Annotated in this window: 12 protein-coding genes; 8 read left to right on the top strand and 4 right to left on the bottom strand. The window is 46.2% G+C overall.

What is annotated here, in order from left to right; all coding sequences use genetic code 11:
* The first annotated feature begins 50 nt into the window (after nucleotides 1-50).
* From ACIPK1_RS08295 to ACIPK1_RS08315, 5 genes are all read left to right on the top strand, one after another.
* A complete protein-coding gene (locus ACIPK1_RS08295; RefSeq protein ID WP_086372503.1) occupies nucleotides 51-1,280 on the top strand; it encodes an OFA family MFS transporter in 1,230 nt (409 codons plus the stop codon).
* Between the two features lie 221 nt (nucleotides 1,281-1,501).
* Nucleotides 1,502-3,604, top strand: a complete 2,103-nt coding sequence (locus tag ACIPK1_RS08300) for an SH3 domain-containing protein (protein WP_301387430.1) — start codon at nucleotides 1,502-1,504, stop codon at nucleotides 3,602-3,604.
* Between the two features lie 241 nt (nucleotides 3,605-3,845).
* Nucleotides 3,846-4,349, top strand: coding sequence for a general stress protein (locus tag ACIPK1_RS08305; protein ID WP_016619521.1), 504 nt, complete (start codon nucleotides 3,846-3,848; stop codon nucleotides 4,347-4,349).
* Between the two features lie 266 nt (nucleotides 4,350-4,615).
* Entirely contained in the window at nucleotides 4,616-5,182 is a 567-nt protein-coding gene (locus ACIPK1_RS08310) for a hypothetical protein (protein ID WP_301387433.1), read from the top strand.
* Between the two features lie 297 nt (nucleotides 5,183-5,479).
* The gene (locus ACIPK1_RS08315; RefSeq protein WP_005232820.1) at nucleotides 5,480-5,893 is read left to right on the top strand and encodes a phosphate-starvation-inducible PsiE family protein; all 414 of its coding nucleotides are present in this window, start codon (nucleotides 5,480-5,482) and stop codon (nucleotides 5,891-5,893) included.
* A 33-nt stretch (nucleotides 5,894-5,926) separates the two neighbouring features.
* Here the strand turns inward: ACIPK1_RS08315 and ACIPK1_RS08320 are convergent, their stop codons facing one another.
* Genes ACIPK1_RS08320 through ACIPK1_RS08330 form a run of 3 tightly spaced genes read right to left on the bottom strand, consistent with a single transcriptional unit; the run spans nucleotide 5,927 to nucleotide 9,254 of the window.
* Nucleotides 5,927-7,798, bottom strand: coding sequence for a fructose-1,6-bisphosphatase (locus ACIPK1_RS08320; protein ID WP_301387434.1), 1,872 nt, complete (start codon nucleotides 7,796-7,798; stop codon nucleotides 5,927-5,929).
* A complete protein-coding gene (locus ACIPK1_RS08325; RefSeq protein ID WP_005232818.1) occupies nucleotides 7,788-8,606 on the bottom strand; it encodes a pyruvate, water dikinase regulatory protein in 819 nt (272 codons plus the stop codon). The genes ACIPK1_RS08320 and ACIPK1_RS08325 overlap by 11 nt, the downstream gene beginning before the upstream one ends.
* Before the next feature lie 12 nt (nucleotides 8,607-8,618).
* On the bottom strand, nucleotides 8,619-9,254 hold the full coding sequence (locus tag ACIPK1_RS08330) for a helix-turn-helix transcriptional regulator (protein ID WP_005232817.1): 636 nt from the start codon (nucleotides 9,252-9,254) through the stop codon (nucleotides 8,619-8,621).
* Nucleotides 9,255-9,444: 190 nt separating this feature from the next.
* On the opposite strand from ACIPK1_RS08330, the gene ppdK reads away from it, so the two are divergent.
* The gene (gene ppdK, locus ACIPK1_RS08335) at nucleotides 9,445-12,078 is read left to right on the top strand and encodes a pyruvate, phosphate dikinase (protein ID WP_301387435.1); all 2,634 of its coding nucleotides are present in this window, start codon (nucleotides 9,445-9,447) and stop codon (nucleotides 12,076-12,078) included.
* An 82-nt stretch (nucleotides 12,079-12,160) separates the two neighbouring features.
* Here ppdK and ACIPK1_RS08340 read toward each other — a convergent pair whose 3' ends face one another.
* Complete coding sequence (locus ACIPK1_RS08340; protein WP_144330743.1) at nucleotides 12,161-12,553, bottom strand: YbaN family protein; 393 nt, start codon at nucleotides 12,551-12,553, stop codon at nucleotides 12,161-12,163.
* A 172-nt stretch (nucleotides 12,554-12,725) separates the two neighbouring features.
* Between ACIPK1_RS08340 and ACIPK1_RS08345 the strand changes: the two genes are divergently transcribed.
* Together ACIPK1_RS08345 and ACIPK1_RS08350 are read left to right on the top strand one after the other, a co-directional pair.
* A complete protein-coding gene (locus tag ACIPK1_RS08345; RefSeq protein ID WP_061053548.1) occupies nucleotides 12,726-13,535 on the top strand; it encodes an aldo/keto reductase in 810 nt (269 codons plus the stop codon).
* Nucleotides 13,536-13,818: 283 nt separating this feature from the next.
* On the top strand, nucleotides 13,819-15,864 hold the full coding sequence (locus ACIPK1_RS08350; RefSeq protein WP_061053549.1) for a methyl-accepting chemotaxis protein: 2,046 nt from the start codon (nucleotides 13,819-13,821) through the stop codon (nucleotides 15,862-15,864).
* Nucleotides 15,865-15,969: the final 105 nt, after the last annotated feature.

Below are 15,969 nucleotides of genomic sequence, written 5' to 3' on the forward strand. Positions count from 1 at the left end.
TGAAAAAACATGTGAATAAAGTAACATGCTTAAAACAAAGGAGAGAAAAAATGGAAACAAAAATCAATCGCTGGCTGATTCTGATCGCTTCGACCGCAGTGTTACTGTGTACGGGCGCTGTTTACGCCTTTAGTGTTTTTGCAGGACCTCTTAGTCAATTAAAAGGTTGGTCCATGGAAGAAATCATGCTAGCCTTTACCATCAATGCCGCAGTTGGCCCGATTACCATGATTTTGGGTGGTTTGCTGACAGACCGAGGAGCCGCTAGATGGGTCATCGCTGGTGGAGGCGTGTTGTTCGGAGCGGGTTTCTTCCTGACGGGTTTGGTCAACTCACCCGCTATGCTGTACCTGACTTATGGAGTCTTTGCTGGTTTAGGGCAAGGCTTTGCCTATTCGGCTTGTTTAAGCAATACGATTCGGTTATACCCGGATAAACGGGGACTGGCTTCGGGCTTGATCACAGCAGGTATGGGTGGGGCAGCGATTATTGCCGCACCGATTGCGAATCGTTTGATCGAATCACAAGATGTCTTAGCGGCGTTTCGGATTTTAGGAATTGCCTATATCGTGATCGTCTTGGTGGCTAGTCTATTTATTCGTAAAGCACCAGAAAATTACCGTCCAGCAGGTTGGCAACCAGCGGATCAAGGAAAAAATGGTCCTCAAATCAATCTAAATTGGTTGGACATGCTGAAGACACCAACTTTTTACTTGATTATTGTTATGTTAGGGGTAGGGGCTTTCTCAGGTTTGATGATTGCTTCCAACGCCTCAGTGATCGGGCAAAGTATGTTTGGTTTGACGGCCGCTGCCGCTGCCTTTTATGTCAGCTTGTACTCATTGAGCAACTGTTTTGGTCGTGTCCTTTGGGGCACCGTTTCTGATAAAATTGGTCGGACGAATACGTTGATGATTATCTATGGCGTGGTGGCATTGTCCTTATTCTTATTGACACTTGGTCAAACAACTGTGATCTTCACTGTCGGGATCATCGGTTTAGGACTGTGCTTCGGGGGCGTGATGGGGGTTTTCCCATCGATCGTTATGGAAAATTACGGACCGATCAATCAAGGGGTCAACTATGGAATCGTCTTTATTGGTTATTCTACGGCGGCATTCTTTGGCCCCAGAGTGGCAGCAGCAATCGCAGAAAGTAACCAAGGAGATTATACAAAAGCCTTCTATACGGCAATTTTCTTAGCCGTTTTTGGGCTTGTTCTCAACATAGGCTATGCGATGCTAAAAAAAGCCAAAAAGCCCGCACCTGTTATTAAATAACAATTCATCAAAAGTAGTCTTTTTGATAAAGGCTGCTTTTTTGGTGCTAAAACAACTCTTTTTTCTTTTTTTAGAACAGAGTATTGGCTGATGAAGCAAAAGAGAAAACTGTTTCATAGCAAGAATTTATCTCGTTGATTTCACTGTTTTTTCATCTTAACCCCCCATTTTTTAATAAATCGTGTTACAATAAAAAAAGGCTAATACGACGGAGGGATTAAATGACAATTCGTAAAGAACGACGCCGCTTAGAAAAGCGCTTGAAGCGCACGCAATACACCCAAAAAAGTATTACGATGGCTACTACTTTAGTAGCGGGATCAACGTTTATCCCGACCTTAGGGCATGCGGCTGAAACGGCAACGACAGAAACCAGCAATAACCTTAAGGTCGTTGAACAAACAACAAACACTACACCAGAAACCGACAGCACGCCGGTTGAGGAAACGACAGAATCGACGACAGCACCTGTTGTGACCGAAGAAACTTCGGAAATAACGGAGGAGTCAGGAGCTGAAGCAGTTACTGAGGGATCAGAAACAGCGACGACAGAAAGCACAACAGTCGCTAGTGATGAAGTCTTAGAAGCAGATGAAGTACCATCAGCCCTTTCGGATTTGACTAGTCGGGCATTATTTTCACGGGCAACGATCGATCCGGCTGCCTTTATCAGTCAGATTTGCGGCTATGCAACGGAAGTGGCGGCAGCAAACGATCTGTATGCCTCTGTTATGATGGCACAAGCGATTTTGGAATCTGGTTGGGGCGCCTCGACTTTGACGACCACGGCCAACAATATGTTTGGGATCAAAGGCAGCTACAACGGCCAATACGTGACGATGGATACGTATGAAGATGATGGTTCCGGCAATTATTATTTGATCAGCGCTAAGTTTCGGAAATACCCATCATTAAAAGAGTCTTTTGAAGACAATGCATATGTGTTGCGTAACACGAGTTTTTCTAGCGGCAACTACTATTACAGCGGTGCGTGGAAAAGCAATACGACCTCTTACACACAAGCGACCGCTTGGCTACAAGGGCGGTATGCAACCGATACTTCTTATGCCAGCAAATTAAACAATTTGATCAGTACGTATAATTTAACGCAATATGATACCGGCAGCTCAAATGCAGGCGGTGGCAATAGCAATGAAACGATCGTCAGTGATGAAACAGCGATCAATCAGCAGATGAAAACCACGTCATCTATGAATATTCGTTCCGATGCTTCCACCAGTGCCTCTATTACTGGTTCGTTAGCAGCTAATACGACGTTTACGGCAACGGCGACCAAAACCGGCACCAGCGTCAATGGCAACACCACGTGGTATAAGATTTCTGGCAAAGGTTGGGTCAGCGGCGCGTATTTGACGAAGGTTTCGACCGACTCTTCAAACAACAATAGCGGATCAGGCAACACCGGTTCTGACAATAGCAATTCCGGTACGACGATCAACAAGCAAATGAAGACGACGGAAGCGATGAATATTCGTTCTAGCGCGTCCACTAGCGGATCAGTGGTAGGGTCACTTAGCAAAGGCACGACCTTTACTGCCACTTCCATGAAAACCGGCACATCAGTCAATGGCAACAAAAATTGGTATTATGTCTCTGGCAAAGGTTGGGTCAGCGGTGCCTACCTTACTGAAGTGACCAACAATAATGCTTCTGAAGCGGAAAAAGAAGACAATGGTTCAAGTATCAATCAACAAATGAAAACGACGGCCGCATTAAATGTCCGCTCCGATGCTTCTACCAGCAGCCGTGTTGTGACAACGCTTGGTCAAGGGGTGACCGTTACCGTGACAGCGAAAAAGAACGGCACTTCAGTGGAAGGCAATAAAACGTGGTACTACGTTTCTGGCAAAGGTTGGGTCAGTGGTGCCTACTTGACAACAACCAGCAGCTCTTCCAATAATAACGGTTCAACAACCACAAATCAGCAAATGAAAACCACCGAGATTTTAAATGTTCGTTCCGATGCTTCTACTAGCAGTAGTATTACTGGTTCTTTAAGTAAAGGAGCAACCGTCACGGTTACCGCAACAAAAACCGGGACGACCGTCAATGGCACGAACAAATGGTATTATGTTTCTGGCAAAGGCTGGGTCAGTGGTGCCTACTTGACGTCTGCTAGCAGTGGGTCTTCTAATACGAATACCAGCAGCAGTTCAACGAAGACGCACACGGTGAAATCAGGGGACAGCTTATGGTCACTGGCACAAAAATATAACACCAGCATCAGCCAACTCGCATCATGGAACAACATCAACAGCAGCTATACGATCTTTGTCGGTCAAAAACTGATCGTTTCCAAGTAACAAGCAAAAAAACCGCGTGCAAGCCATTGGCTCACGCGGTTTTTTATGATGGATCCGCTTCTTCCGGAGCAGCTAGTTTTTTTTTCAAGAAACCGCTTGTTTTTCGTAAGCGCAATCAAACTATTTGGTCAATCATAGAACCCTGCGTTAGAATGAAAGAAGCAATAGAAATTGCTAGTTTTAAAGGAATTGCTTCAGAACCAGAACGATCGAAGCGTACACAAAATAAGGAGGATTTCACATGCACAACAGAAACCTAACGATTATTGGCAGTTACGACACTCGAACAGAAGTATTACCGGTTATTGAGCAATTGACAAACGAAGGCTATGGCAAAGAGGATATCGTGCTGTTTGCGAATCAAACAGTCATCGATCAATTTGGGTTAGAATCCATCGATGATGTGGAAGTGGAGCAGGCAGCTAGTGAGGATGAAGATCGTTCGCTTTGGGAAAAAATCAAAGATGCTTTTTCTTTCGGCGATTCCGCTCATAGGCATGATGAGCATGATCCGTTATATGGTTATCGTGATGACCTTGAACGAGACAAACTCGTTGTCGGTGTCTACGATTATCAGCCGATGGACAAAATAACCGATCGTGATGCAGATACTGGTCCGATCATCGATCAACCGTTACCAGGTGAAACAGCAATGCCAGATGAGTCCGTCCATCCAACGCCCCGCATGGGAGACAGCGATATTGAAGCACCGATCCATGACCCCAACCATCTGCGTAACTTATAAATAGAAGGGGTTAAACAATAAAGGAATCATTAAAGCCAGAGGAACAAGCGTCCGTCGTATCTGCCAACCCTTAGTGAAGGGATGGGCCCGCAGGTGATCGGCAGTTGTCCTCGGGCTTTTTTTGTGCAACGGACAATTATGTCTTTGTCATTTTTGAAAATAAAACTTAATTTGTTGACGATTGCTTTTTTTTGTATAATATAAGAATGAGATAGAGCGTTGTCGGAAGAGCCAACCACATTTTTGGGGAAAGGATGGGGAGTGCGATGAAATTCAAGTTCAATATGCAGTCGGCATTAGTCAGTTGTTTTGTTGCGGTTTTTTTGAGTGTGGCGATCAATCAAGACGCCAATGCCTTTGTGGCTGCGCCCTTTGTACGAGATTCTTCCAGTAGTTCCTCCGAGCCACCTTACCAGACAGCAAGCAGCAGTATCGAAGAAACCTCTGATTCCAGTCAGATTTTTTATGAAGCCAGTGTTAGTTCTTACACATCGTCTTCAACGACTAGTCGCTCGATCGAAGCGTCGACAAATGAAGGCACGTCTGTTTCCGTAAGTGAAGCAGAGACAGATCCTAGCGTCAGCACTTCTGCAAGTAGCGAAAGCAGTTCGAGTACCGCGCCGAGTGGCGGATCAACCACCAACAGCGATACTTCTAGCAGTAGCGCTAGCAGCAGTTCTTCAAGCTCTTCCAGTACGAGTTCGACCAGTACTACAACAAGCAGCTCCAGCAGTGAAACGACTGAGCCGTCTTCAGAAACCTCCAATAGCGACGACGAAGCCGCGGAAGATACGAGTGAAAATGTTGATCTAACAGTCGAAGGGGCTCACTGAGCCTGACTGTAAAAATCAATCTCATCTAAAGGGACCATTTCAGCTAGGCCTTGTGCCTAGCTTTTTTATTTGCTTATGTTCAGAGCCACGAACACACCAAGTGCACGAAGGATGCGCGATTCCTCACTCTGAGACTTCAAAAAGTAGCAAAGAGGAAGGTTTTTTGGAGGATTGCTGGAACAGAAAAGAGCTGTCTTACGTTTTTATTCACTGCCTCCATAAAAAAAGCTGCACTTGCAAGCATATCATAAAGTGATTCTGAGTAGTTTCGCTATAATAAGTGCGAGGAGGGGTGTTATGGGAAAGTATTTTAAGCACTTCGAAAAATTGATTAGTGTTGTGGTTGATATTATGTTAGGACTGTTGGTTCTGTTGGTTTTGGTGGTGATGGCGGAAGCGATCTACAAAATCGTTGTCCATGTGATCCCACTGCATGAAGTTAGCGATCTTTCTTTATTGATCGAAGAGATCGCGACATTGTTTATTTTACTGGAAATTATTTTGATGTTATTGCGTTACGTAAAAGAAGGTCACCATATTCCGGTGCGTTACTTGATTTTGATCAGTATCACAGCAATTTTAAGAGAGCTGCTTTTAGCGCAAGGAAAAGGGTTAGAAACGCTCTTTTTGGCGTTAGCGATCTTGGTCTTGATCATTGTGCTGCAGGCGTTGGAAAAACTCAAAGCCTTTCATAGTTCCAAAGGACTGTAAAAAAAATCATCCGATTGGTTGACGAATGACTCGTCAAGGGATCGGATGATTTTTTAATTCTTCAAAAAGCACTCGGCTTTCTTGCTGCAGCCGCTTGCCGATATCTGTTTGGCCTACCGTTGTTCTTTCCGTTTGCCGCACGACGATTTTTTTCTGAGTGACGATGTCACGTCGCTGCTGGATGGCTTGCTGGCGATCTGTAAAGGGTTGATGCGCCGCCAAGGTCATGCCGAAGGAATTTGACAACAGCGTGTAACCGGCAATGCCTGTGACTGATTGGTAGGAGCGAGAGAGTCCGCCATCGATCACCAACAAACGACCATTTGCCTTGATGGGCGTCTCGCCTTTACGCACTTTGACAGGGGTATGGCCATTGATGATGTGACCTGTCGACGGCAGACCGAAGGCAGCTAGGACACGGCAGCAGAAGTCTTCGTTTTCCCTTAAAGAATAATAGGCATTTTTTTGTTCCTTATGAGTGTTGTGATCTTCTATAAAGTAGCGCTCAAAGGTTTTCATGGCTTTTTTGCCGAAGAGGGAAGAGCCTTCGCCACACCAAAGATACCAGATCATATCGGTGGCAAGGTCTGTTTGGTTTTCTGGTTGGGCAAAACTTTCCTGCAAACATTGCTGAAAAAAGTCCATCAACGCTTTGCCTGCCAAGGGCTGCTGCTGGAAAGTAAAGGCCAGGAAATCGCCGTTTTCCCGACAAGGCAGGCAGCCGTGATACAGTAGGTTGTCGTTGAAGCGCTGGTACAATGTACCATGCTCGACCAAAAAGCGCATATGCGCAGCTAAGCGGGGCGAGCGTTGAAATTGGCTCAGCAAATCTTGCAGTACTTCATGTTCTTCGGCTGTCAAACGGTAAGGATCATCGGGATCTACTAGTTGAAAACAGCCGTTGATCAAAGGATAGGTCTGGTCTAGCTGGATTTGTTGTCGATCTTGAGACAAGCGATGCAATAAGCAGCGCTCTGCCATCGCAAATGCCGGTCGCCGCTGGATCACGGCTGCTTCGACTTTGAATTGGATGATGGCAAATGCCTGCTGCAAAAGCATGGCGGCTTTTTTTTGCTGGCTTGATAAAGGGTCCACTGTTTTTTGCGGATAAAAGCCGGCATTTTCTGTGTAATATTTTTGGCTAAAAGCCAGTGCTTTTGATAGATCGATCCCATAACCATCTTGTAATAATGCCAAATTGCCGTAGCGAGCAGCGATGCGGATCGTATTGGCCAAACAGGGCAGCGAGCCGCAAAAGCTACCGATCCACAAGATATCATGGTTGCCTAGCTGAATATCCAGTGAAGGCAAAGTCATCAAGCGATCGACGATTTTGTCTGGCGCCGGTCCTCGATCATAGATATCGCCTAAGACATGGAGATGGTCCACTACGAAACGCTGAATCAAGTACGCCAGTTCTTGGCAAAAAAGCGGGGCTGCCTCTAATTCAATGATCTTATCAAAAATCGCCTGATAGTAAGCTTCTTTATTGAAGTCGGCATCATATTGGTACAACAGTTCTTCTAAGATGTAAGCAAAAGAAGTCGGCAATGCTTTGCGTACCTTGGAGCGTGTGTATTTACTGGAAGTAAAGCGGGCAACTTTCACTAGCTGTGCCATCTTCAAGCGCCAATCGGCAGGGGTCCAGGCCTGTTCTTGTAATAGCTCCTCTGGATAATAAATGACAAAACAGAGTTCGGTCTGTTCTTCTTTCGTCAAGACACCGGTAAACAAAGTCTCGACTTTTTCTCGAATACTGCCAGAACCATTCCGCAAAATATGGTCAAAGGCATCGTATTCGCCATGCAGATCGCTGACAAAATGCTCGGTAGCTTTCGGCAGCTGCTGGATGGCTTCCAAGTTGATGATCTCGATCAGGTTTGCCAAGGTGTCTTTATTGAACATGGGCCTGTTCTTTGGCTTGTTCTTCAATCAGCATCGCGCTTTCTTCAATGGAGCGTTTGCTGACATCGATCACCGGAATGTTCAGCTTTTTGAACCATTCATTCGCGTAGGCTAATTCTGCTTCGATTCGTTCACAATTGGTGTAATGGGTTTCTTCTTTCAAGCCCAATGAATGCATCCGGGACCGCCGGATTTCCGTAAGGGATTCTGGATTCGTAGTCAAACCGACCATTTTCCGTGGGTCTACTTGGTGCACTTCGGCTGGCAAAGCGACTTCAGGAATCAAAGGCAGATTCGCCACTTTGTAGCCGCGATTTGCCATGTATAGGCTCAATGGGGTCTTTGAGGTTCGCGAAACCCCTAATAGGACAAAGTCAGCATCGAGAAATCCCCGTGGGTCTTTGCCGTCGTCGTATTTCACCGCAAATTCCATCGCGGCCACCCGGCTGAAATATGCTTGGTTCAAGCGATGCAAGGCACCAGGCTCTTGGACGGCTTCTACACCGAATGTTTTTTCCAGCATCGTGGTCAAGGGCGACATAAAGTCGACATGCTGCAAGCCAGTCCGTTTGGCAAAGGCATCAACAAAAGCGACTAATTCTTTATTGACTAAGGTGGTAACGACGATCGATTTGTCTAGCAAGGCATCTTTGAGGATCTCGCCTAAGCTCTCTTCATCATTAGTAAAGGGAAAGAGCTGGATATCTGAAAGGTCGATCGTGGGAAACTGCGCGGAAACGGCGGCGATCAGCTTTTGTGCCGTTTCGCCTACGGAATCTGAAATCAAATATATTCGAACGTTCTTCATTGTTTTTGCCCCCTAAAAGTGTGTGTTGTCACTGTCATTGCCTGCTTGAATAAAGTAATTCATCAGCCGCGTCTTCGTGATTTTGCCGATGACTTTTTTTGGTTCCTGTGGATCGACCACTGGCAAGGTATCGACTTCATGTCGTCCTAACAACGTACCAGCCGTCAAGATCGTTTCTTCCGGTGTGATGGTCACGATGTTAGGCATGCGAGTCATGATCATCGCTACGGGTGTTTTTTCCGGTGCGGCATTGCTGATCGCAAAGCGCAGCAGATCTTTGCGGGAGAGTACCCCAATCAGTTCGTCTTGGTCATTTTTGACATAGAGGGAACCGACATCGTACATAAACAAAGTCGTGACTGCTTCATAAACGGAGACCGTTTGTGAGATCAGCAACGGTGGGATCATGACTTCTGCAACTTTGGTATGGTAGAGTTTTTCGAAAAGCAAAGGCTCAACGGTTTGTCCTGTGTAGAAATAGCCGACTTTCGGTCGGGCGTCTAATAAACCGGTCATGGTCAAAATCGATAAGTCATTCCGCAAGGTTGCGCGGCTCAAACCCAACTGCTTCGCAATGGTCTCCCCACTGATCGGCTGATGCTCTTTGACGATCTCAATGATTTTCATTTGTCTTTGGCTTAATTCCAATGTGTCACCTTCTTTCTTTTATGTGCTATGCTATTGATTATATGATTTTCCGAATGAAAAGGCAATCCTTCTCTTTTAAAAAGGATAAATCCCTTAAAAGTTTTCTTTTTTTGGCTTGACGATTAAATGTGCCATACTATATACTGCTAATTAATCGAAATAGTATATAACATTTAAAAGGAGGAACATGATGGAAAAAGCAGTCGTATGGTTTTCAGAAGGCACGAAAGAGCAAAAAGCATTATTAGGCGGGAAAGGGGCAAATCTTGCGGAGATGACCAATTTGGGTTTGCCTGTTCCTCAGGGATTTATCGTCCCGGCCACCATTTGCCTGACCTATTTAGAAGAACAGGTTCTTCCTGAGGCGATCATCAAGCAAGTCAAAGCTGCCATCGAAGAATTGGCAGTCCGCAGGAACAAAACATTTGGCGGACTGCACTCGCCGTTATTGGTTTCTGTCCGCAGTGGTGCCAAGTTTTCCATGCCAGGGATGATGGATACGATCTTAAACCTTGGGTTGAATGATGAAACCGTCCAAGGGTTGGCTCAGCAGACGGGGGACCCCGTCTTTGCTTATGATTGTTACCGCCGTTTGATCCAGATGTATGGGGATGTGGTGAAAGGTGTAGAAAAAGAACACTTTGAAGCCTATTTGACAGATTATAAGAAACGGCAGAATTATGTGTCAGACCAAATGATGACCGGCAATGACTGGCAAATGATCTGCCGCGTGTTTCAAAGTATTTATATGGAACATACCCAAGAAGCGTTTCCCCAAAACCCGTTTCAGCAATTATTGGCAGCCATCACGGCAGTTTTTCGCTCATGGAACAACCCACGGGCTAAGACCTACCGTTCCCTCCATCGGATCCCTGACGATCTAGGGACTGCCGTAACGATTCAAGAAATGGTTTTTGGCAACAGCGGGATAAATAGTGGGACGGGTGTCGCCTTCACCCGCAATCCAGCAACCGGGGAACCGGGACTTTTCGGCGAATTTCTAGTGTGTGCTCAAGGGGAAGATGTGGTTGCTGGCATTCGTACACCACAACCGATCCAAGCGTTGGCGCAACAACATCCTGTGATTTATCAGGAACTAAAGCAACTGGCTGAGGGTTTGGAAGATCACTATCAAGACATGCAAGACATTGAATTTACCATCGATGACGGCCAGTTGTTTGTCTTGCAAACAAGAAACGGCAAACGAACCGCCGCTGCGGCAGCGCAAATTGTAACGGATATGGTCGCAGAAGGTCGGATCACCATCAGGCAAGCCTTAGACCGAATCACACCAGAAATGATCGATCAATTGTTGCACCCGTTATTTGCCCCCGAAGCCTTACAGCAAGCCGAAGCCTTTGCGCAGGGCTTGCCGGCTAGTCCAGGGGCAGCTTCAGGACATGTCTATTTCACTGCAGAGGCGGCGGAAAAAGCCAGCCGCACAGGAGAAAAAGTCCTGCTGCTGCGGCAGGAAACCTCACCTGAAGATATTGAAGGCATGGTGGTGAGTGAAGCGATCATTACCGCTCGTGGGGGGATGACTTCTCATGCGGCGGTGGTCGCCCGTGGTCTGGGGGTCTGCTGTGTGGTAGGGTGCGAGGCACTAAATGTCGATGCATTTTTGAAACAGGCCCGCTGCGGCGAGCTGCTGATTGAAGAAGGTGACGTACTTTCCGTAGACGGCAGCACTGGCAAACTGTATCAAGGGCAGCTGCCTATGACCAGTGTACAGGAGCGGGTTTTGCTGGATCAGCTTTTGACGTGGGCACAAGCCCAGGCAGATCTAAAGGTTTACGCAAATGCGGAAACGAAAAATGACATTGAGGCTGCGCTGGCCTTTGGGGCAGCGGGCATCGGTCTGGCACGGACGGAGCATATGTTTTTTGGGGAAGCGCGTTTGTGGAAAATGCGGGAAGTCATTTTGGCAGAAACGAAGGCGGAACGATTGAAGGCGTTGGCTGAGATCAAGGCTTATCAAAAAGCCGATTTCCAAGAAATGCTGCAGGCCGCGCAAGGAAAGAAGTGCACGATTCGTTTATTAGATCCACCACTCCATGAATTCTTGCCCCATGAGCATGAACGCCTTGAGATGGCCCGCCGCAGTAAAAAATCATTGGCAGTAATCGAGCGGCGAATTGACGAACTGCAAGAGGTCAATCCTATGATGGGGCATCGCGGCAGCCGTTTAGGACTCAGCTATCCAGAAATTTATGAAATGCAAACAGCGGCGATTTGTGAAGCGGCTGTGGAGTTGCGGCAGCAAGGAGTCGAGGTAGAGGCGGCGATCTTATTGCCCCTGATCAGTTTGCCCGCAGAGCTGCAGGTGTTGAAAGAGACGTTGACACAGGTGATCACTCAAGCAGAAGCAACCTTGAAGCAACCATTGCACATCGAGATCGGGATGATGATCGAGACGCCTAGAGCGTGCTTGATTGCTGGGGAGTGTGCTGAAGAGGCGGCGTTCTTTAGTTTTGGTACCAATGACTTGACCCAAATGACCTTTGGCTTTTCGCGGGATGATGCCGGCAGCTTTATTCAAGCCTATTTGCAGTCGGGGATCTTACAACAAGATCCTTACCAGCACTTAGATCAGGTAGGTGTTGGCGCGTTGATGCGTCAAGCAATCGCCGGCGTAAGAGATCGGCAGCCAGAGCACTCGATCGGTGTTTGTGGCGAAGTCGGCAGCGATCCCTATTCTATTGCGTTTTTGCGAGAGATCGGCATCGACTATGTTTCTTGTTCCCCATACCGGATCCCTGCTGCTTGGTTAGCGATCGCCCAATCAGCCCCCATTATCGAAGAGGCGTCAGTGAGTACCCGCTAAAATAGGAGAAAAAAATACACCGCAGTCCACTAGCAAGGTTCACTTGCTTGGTGGATTACGGTGTGTACGTACAGTTTTGTCCTTACAGGGGCTGATCCGTTTTTTGGATCGCAGGTTTGCGTCCTTTTAAATACCAAGTGATCCCAATGACATGGGCGAGGTAGATGGCAGCGAGGACGAAACGTACCAGCAGATTGGAGATCAATAGTGCAGGAATTGCAAAGACTACCAGCATCATGGCAAACATCCGGAGCATTCCTTTGGTGCTCAGCTGTTTTTGTACGAGTGGTTTTTCAATGTATTTTTGATAATTTTCTGATTGAACCAAGCGTTGATAATAGGTATCGGAACTCCGCAGCCAGAAATAAGCCGTCAGCAAGTAAAAGACGGTTGTAGGTAAGAAAGGCAAAAATATTCCTAAAGTACCTAAACCGAATGTCAGTGATCCACAAAGAAAAAACAGTGTTTTTTTCAAAAGTAACCCTCCTTATTTGGGTGTTTCGCATCTTACCCTCAGTATAACGGAGGAGGGGCTGCTTGAACATGCGTTTTGTGCTTTTCCCCGTTTTTTAGCGGCAATAAGAGTTTTTCTTCCCCTTACTCCTGCTTTTTTGATAGACTAGAAACAACACAAAGGGGGAAGCAGCATGGAAACGATTGAATTGAATACCGGCATTCAGATTCCAGTGATCGGCAGCGGGACGAATACATTTGGGAAAGAAAACCGAGAATACCAAGGTGCGATCAATGATGATACGACAGAGCTGTTGACTGCCATCAAGCTTGGGTATCGGCATTTTGATACGGCAATTTCTTACCGCAACGAAGCCGTGGTTGGCAAAGCCATCAAGGAAAGCGGGATTGACCGCAGCGAATTTTTCCTGACTTCTAAGATTCCTGGCAAACCAGAGCATACGCAAGATGCAGCTGCCGTGAAAGCGTCTGTCGAAGCGAGTTTAGCAGCCTTGCAGACGGAATCGATCGATCTTTATTTGATCCATCATCCGTGGGACAACTTGGCAGAGATCGCCGCTGTCTGGGCGGTTCTTGAGGCTTATGTCGATAAAGGAGTCTTAAAAGCGATCGGGGTGTCCAATTTCCAAGAAGAAGAACTCAGCTATTTATTGGCAAACAGTCGGATCAAACCAGCGGTCAATCAGATCGAATCGCATCCAGGCAAGTGGAACGATGCGATCATCGCCTATTCCTTAGCCAATCAGGTAGTTCCAGAAGCCTGGGGTCCGCTTTCCCGGATTTCGGAAGCGGCACGGGAAACCTTGACCCAAATCGGTGAAGCGTATGAAAAAACCTGGAGCCAAGTGGTCTTGCGTTACCAAATCGAGCGTGGGGTGATCGTGATTCCGAAATCCCATTCAGAAAAACATCAAGCCGAAAATTTAGCGCTCTTTGATTTCGCTTTGACGGCGGAAGAAAAAGCCGTCATCAAAGAATTATAGGCAATAGAAGCGGTCCTATTAAAGGGACCCTACAGCCAGTGCGGAAACTTCCGTACTGGCTATTTTTATGCAGTCGCAACGCTCCTTGATGACTGAGGAGCTTTTCTATTCGTTACAACAGCAACCGTAAGCCTTAGCAAAAAAGAAAATGCGCTTGCAGCCGTTTCTGACAATGAATCCTCTTAAATATTCAAAGAAATGACCGATTATCCTTACTAAGGGTCGTCTACGGACGAGTCTTCAGTGGATCGTGTGAAATTGGAAATGAAGGAGTGGCACAGTTGTGAAAAAAAGAAAAAAGACGATAGGAATTTATGTGATGATCACCTTGATGCTGGTTGCGGGGATCCCGATCATTGTCATGCTGACAAGTTCCTATTTAACCACCAAGAACTTATTGATTGAACGAAATGATTTGAACAAAGAAAGTGCCGTCAATTTGATCTTGGCGGAAGAAAAGAGTTTGCGCCGATCGACGGAAAGCAAATTGAAATCAATGGCTGAACTGCCAGCGATGAAAACAGAATTCAGCATGGGACGTATCCGTTCAGATCTTTCTTTAGCGATTGCTGGGAGCAACAGCTTCTTAGCAGTAACTTTTGGGACAGAAGATGATGAGTATGTGACCTTCAATCCCTTACCGGATGATTACAAGCCTACAATTCGGCCGTGGTACAAAGGGGCCGTGAAAGCCGAAGGAGAAGTGTATTGGACAGCACCTTATTTAGATACGGTGTCGAATCAATTTGTGACGTCGGCTTCGATCCGGGTCAAAAATTCCCATAATCAAGTGGGGGTTTTAAGCGTCGATGTTTCCTATGAAAGCATTCAAAACATCTTGTCTTCCTTTACCGTAGGGCGGACTGGGAATGTCACCTTAGTTTCAGAATCTGGGGTCATCGTGACCTCAAAAAATACCAAGCAAATCGGTAAGAATATCAAAGAAGAAGAAGTGTTCCAAAAAATCAAAGACGCCAAAGATCCGACAGGCATGGTTGGCTTAGGCGACTCGAATAAAGTCAATGATGTGTTGTATGACAAGTCTGCTGATTCCAATGTTTGGGCGTACTCCGAAGTCAAAGCTAGTGATCTAGACAAAGAGTTAGGGGCGTTAGTCCGCACCACGATTATCGTTACGATCTTGATGCTGCTCTTTGTAGGACTGGTTTCGTATGCCGCGATCAAAGTAGTCGCAGCGATCATCGATTGCTTCAATCGCTACTTTAGAAAAGTCGGTGAAGGCAAACTAGAGAAGATGAGCAAAACCAAAAGAGCCAAAGGCGAAAAATGGACATGGGATCAATGGGCACGCCGAGTTGTTTATCCAGACAAAGCAGGCAATGAGATCCAGCAAATGGCGGACAATTACAATGTGATGATCGAAGGCACGGGTGCATTGATCCAAAAAGTACAAAAAGAAAGCAACAGTGTCGCAGGAATGTCGGATTCTTTATTAGAATTGTCAAAACAAACCAATATTGCGACAGAAGAAGTCTCTCAAACCATTACGGGTATTGCTGAAGTGACCGGTGCTCAAGCCCAAGAAACAGAATACAGCGTGTCCCAAATGCAAAACCTTTCGCAAGTCGTGAAAGAATTACGAGAAAATGTTGGCGGCATGAGCAGCAAGTCGCAAGAATCTACGAAGATCAATCAAGAAAACTTAACGATCATGGATCAAGTCGATGACAGTTGGCGACAAGAGTTGGCACAGATGGAGCGCTTGATGTCGAATATGACGGGAATGAATGATAGTATCCAAAATATCAACTCGATCATTGGGGTCATCAACGATATTTCTTACCAAACCAACTTGCTAGCCTTGAATGCATCGATCGAAGCCGCAAGTGCTGGCGAGTCTGGCAAAGGCTTTGCCGTCGTGGCTGCTGAGATCCGTAAATTGGCGGAACAAAGCAAAGCTTCTACCAAAGAGATCGAAGCGATCATTGAAGAAATTCGTGAGCAGTCTAGTCAAATGGTCAAACAAACGTCGGCGTCTGTCAAAGGCGGCGTTCGCCAAACCAACTTGATCAAAGAAGCGATCTCATCTTCAAAAGAAGTTTTCCAACGCAGCAGCTATATGATCGAAGGCATCCATCATATTGAAGCAGCCAGTGCCCGTATCGAAAACATTCAAAACAGTGTACTGGAAAACTTAGAAAACATTTCCGCATCAACGGAAGAAAATGCCGCTGGCACACAAGAAGTTTCCGCAAATGCAGAAGAAGTCTTGGCAACCATGGATGAATTTACCAACCATGTGGCAGACCTCAGAGACATTGCAGAAGAGTTGAAGCGATTGACCAATCGTTTTGAAGTGGAGAAATAAATCAAGCAAAAAAATCACTCATCAGCTATTCGCAAGAATGGCTGATGAGTGATTTTTGTTTGTTGAGGAGGAGACTACAAAAAAAACCAAGACGAATGTTGCTCA

Source organism: Enterococcus sp. NPDC086594, assembly GCF_044746145.1.
Taxonomy (GTDB): Bacteria; Bacillota; Bacilli; order Lactobacillales; family Enterococcaceae; genus Enterococcus_D; species Enterococcus_D entomosocium.

What these genes read in the sequence shown, in the direction of transcription:
- ACIPK1_RS08295 (WP_086372503.1), top strand. Translation starts at nt 51, where the DNA reads ATGGAAACAAAAATCAATCGCTGGCTGATTCTGATCGCTTCGACCGCA.
- ACIPK1_RS08300 (WP_301387430.1), top strand. Translation starts at nt 1,502, where the DNA reads ATGACAATTCGTAAAGAACGACGCCGCTTAGAAAAGCGCTTGAAGCGC.
- ACIPK1_RS08305 (WP_016619521.1), top strand. Translation starts at nt 3,846, where the DNA reads ATGCACAACAGAAACCTAACGATTATTGGCAGTTACGACACTCGAACA.
- ACIPK1_RS08310 (WP_301387433.1), top strand. Translation starts at nt 4,616, where the DNA reads ATGAAATTCAAGTTCAATATGCAGTCGGCATTAGTCAGTTGTTTTGTT.
- ACIPK1_RS08315 (WP_005232820.1), top strand. Translation starts at nt 5,480, where the DNA reads ATGGGAAAGTATTTTAAGCACTTCGAAAAATTGATTAGTGTTGTGGTT.
- ACIPK1_RS08320 (WP_301387434.1), bottom strand. Translation starts at nt 7,798, where the DNA reads ATGTTCAATAAAGACACCTTGGCAAACCTGATCGAGATCATCAACTTG.
- ACIPK1_RS08325 (WP_005232818.1), bottom strand. Translation starts at nt 8,606, where the DNA reads ATGAAGAACGTTCGAATATATTTGATTTCAGATTCCGTAGGCGAAACG.
- ppdK (WP_301387435.1), top strand. Translation starts at nt 9,445, where the DNA reads ATGGAAAAAGCAGTCGTATGGTTTTCAGAAGGCACGAAAGAGCAAAAA.
- ACIPK1_RS08345 (WP_061053548.1), top strand. Translation starts at nt 12,726, where the DNA reads ATGGAAACGATTGAATTGAATACCGGCATTCAGATTCCAGTGATCGGC.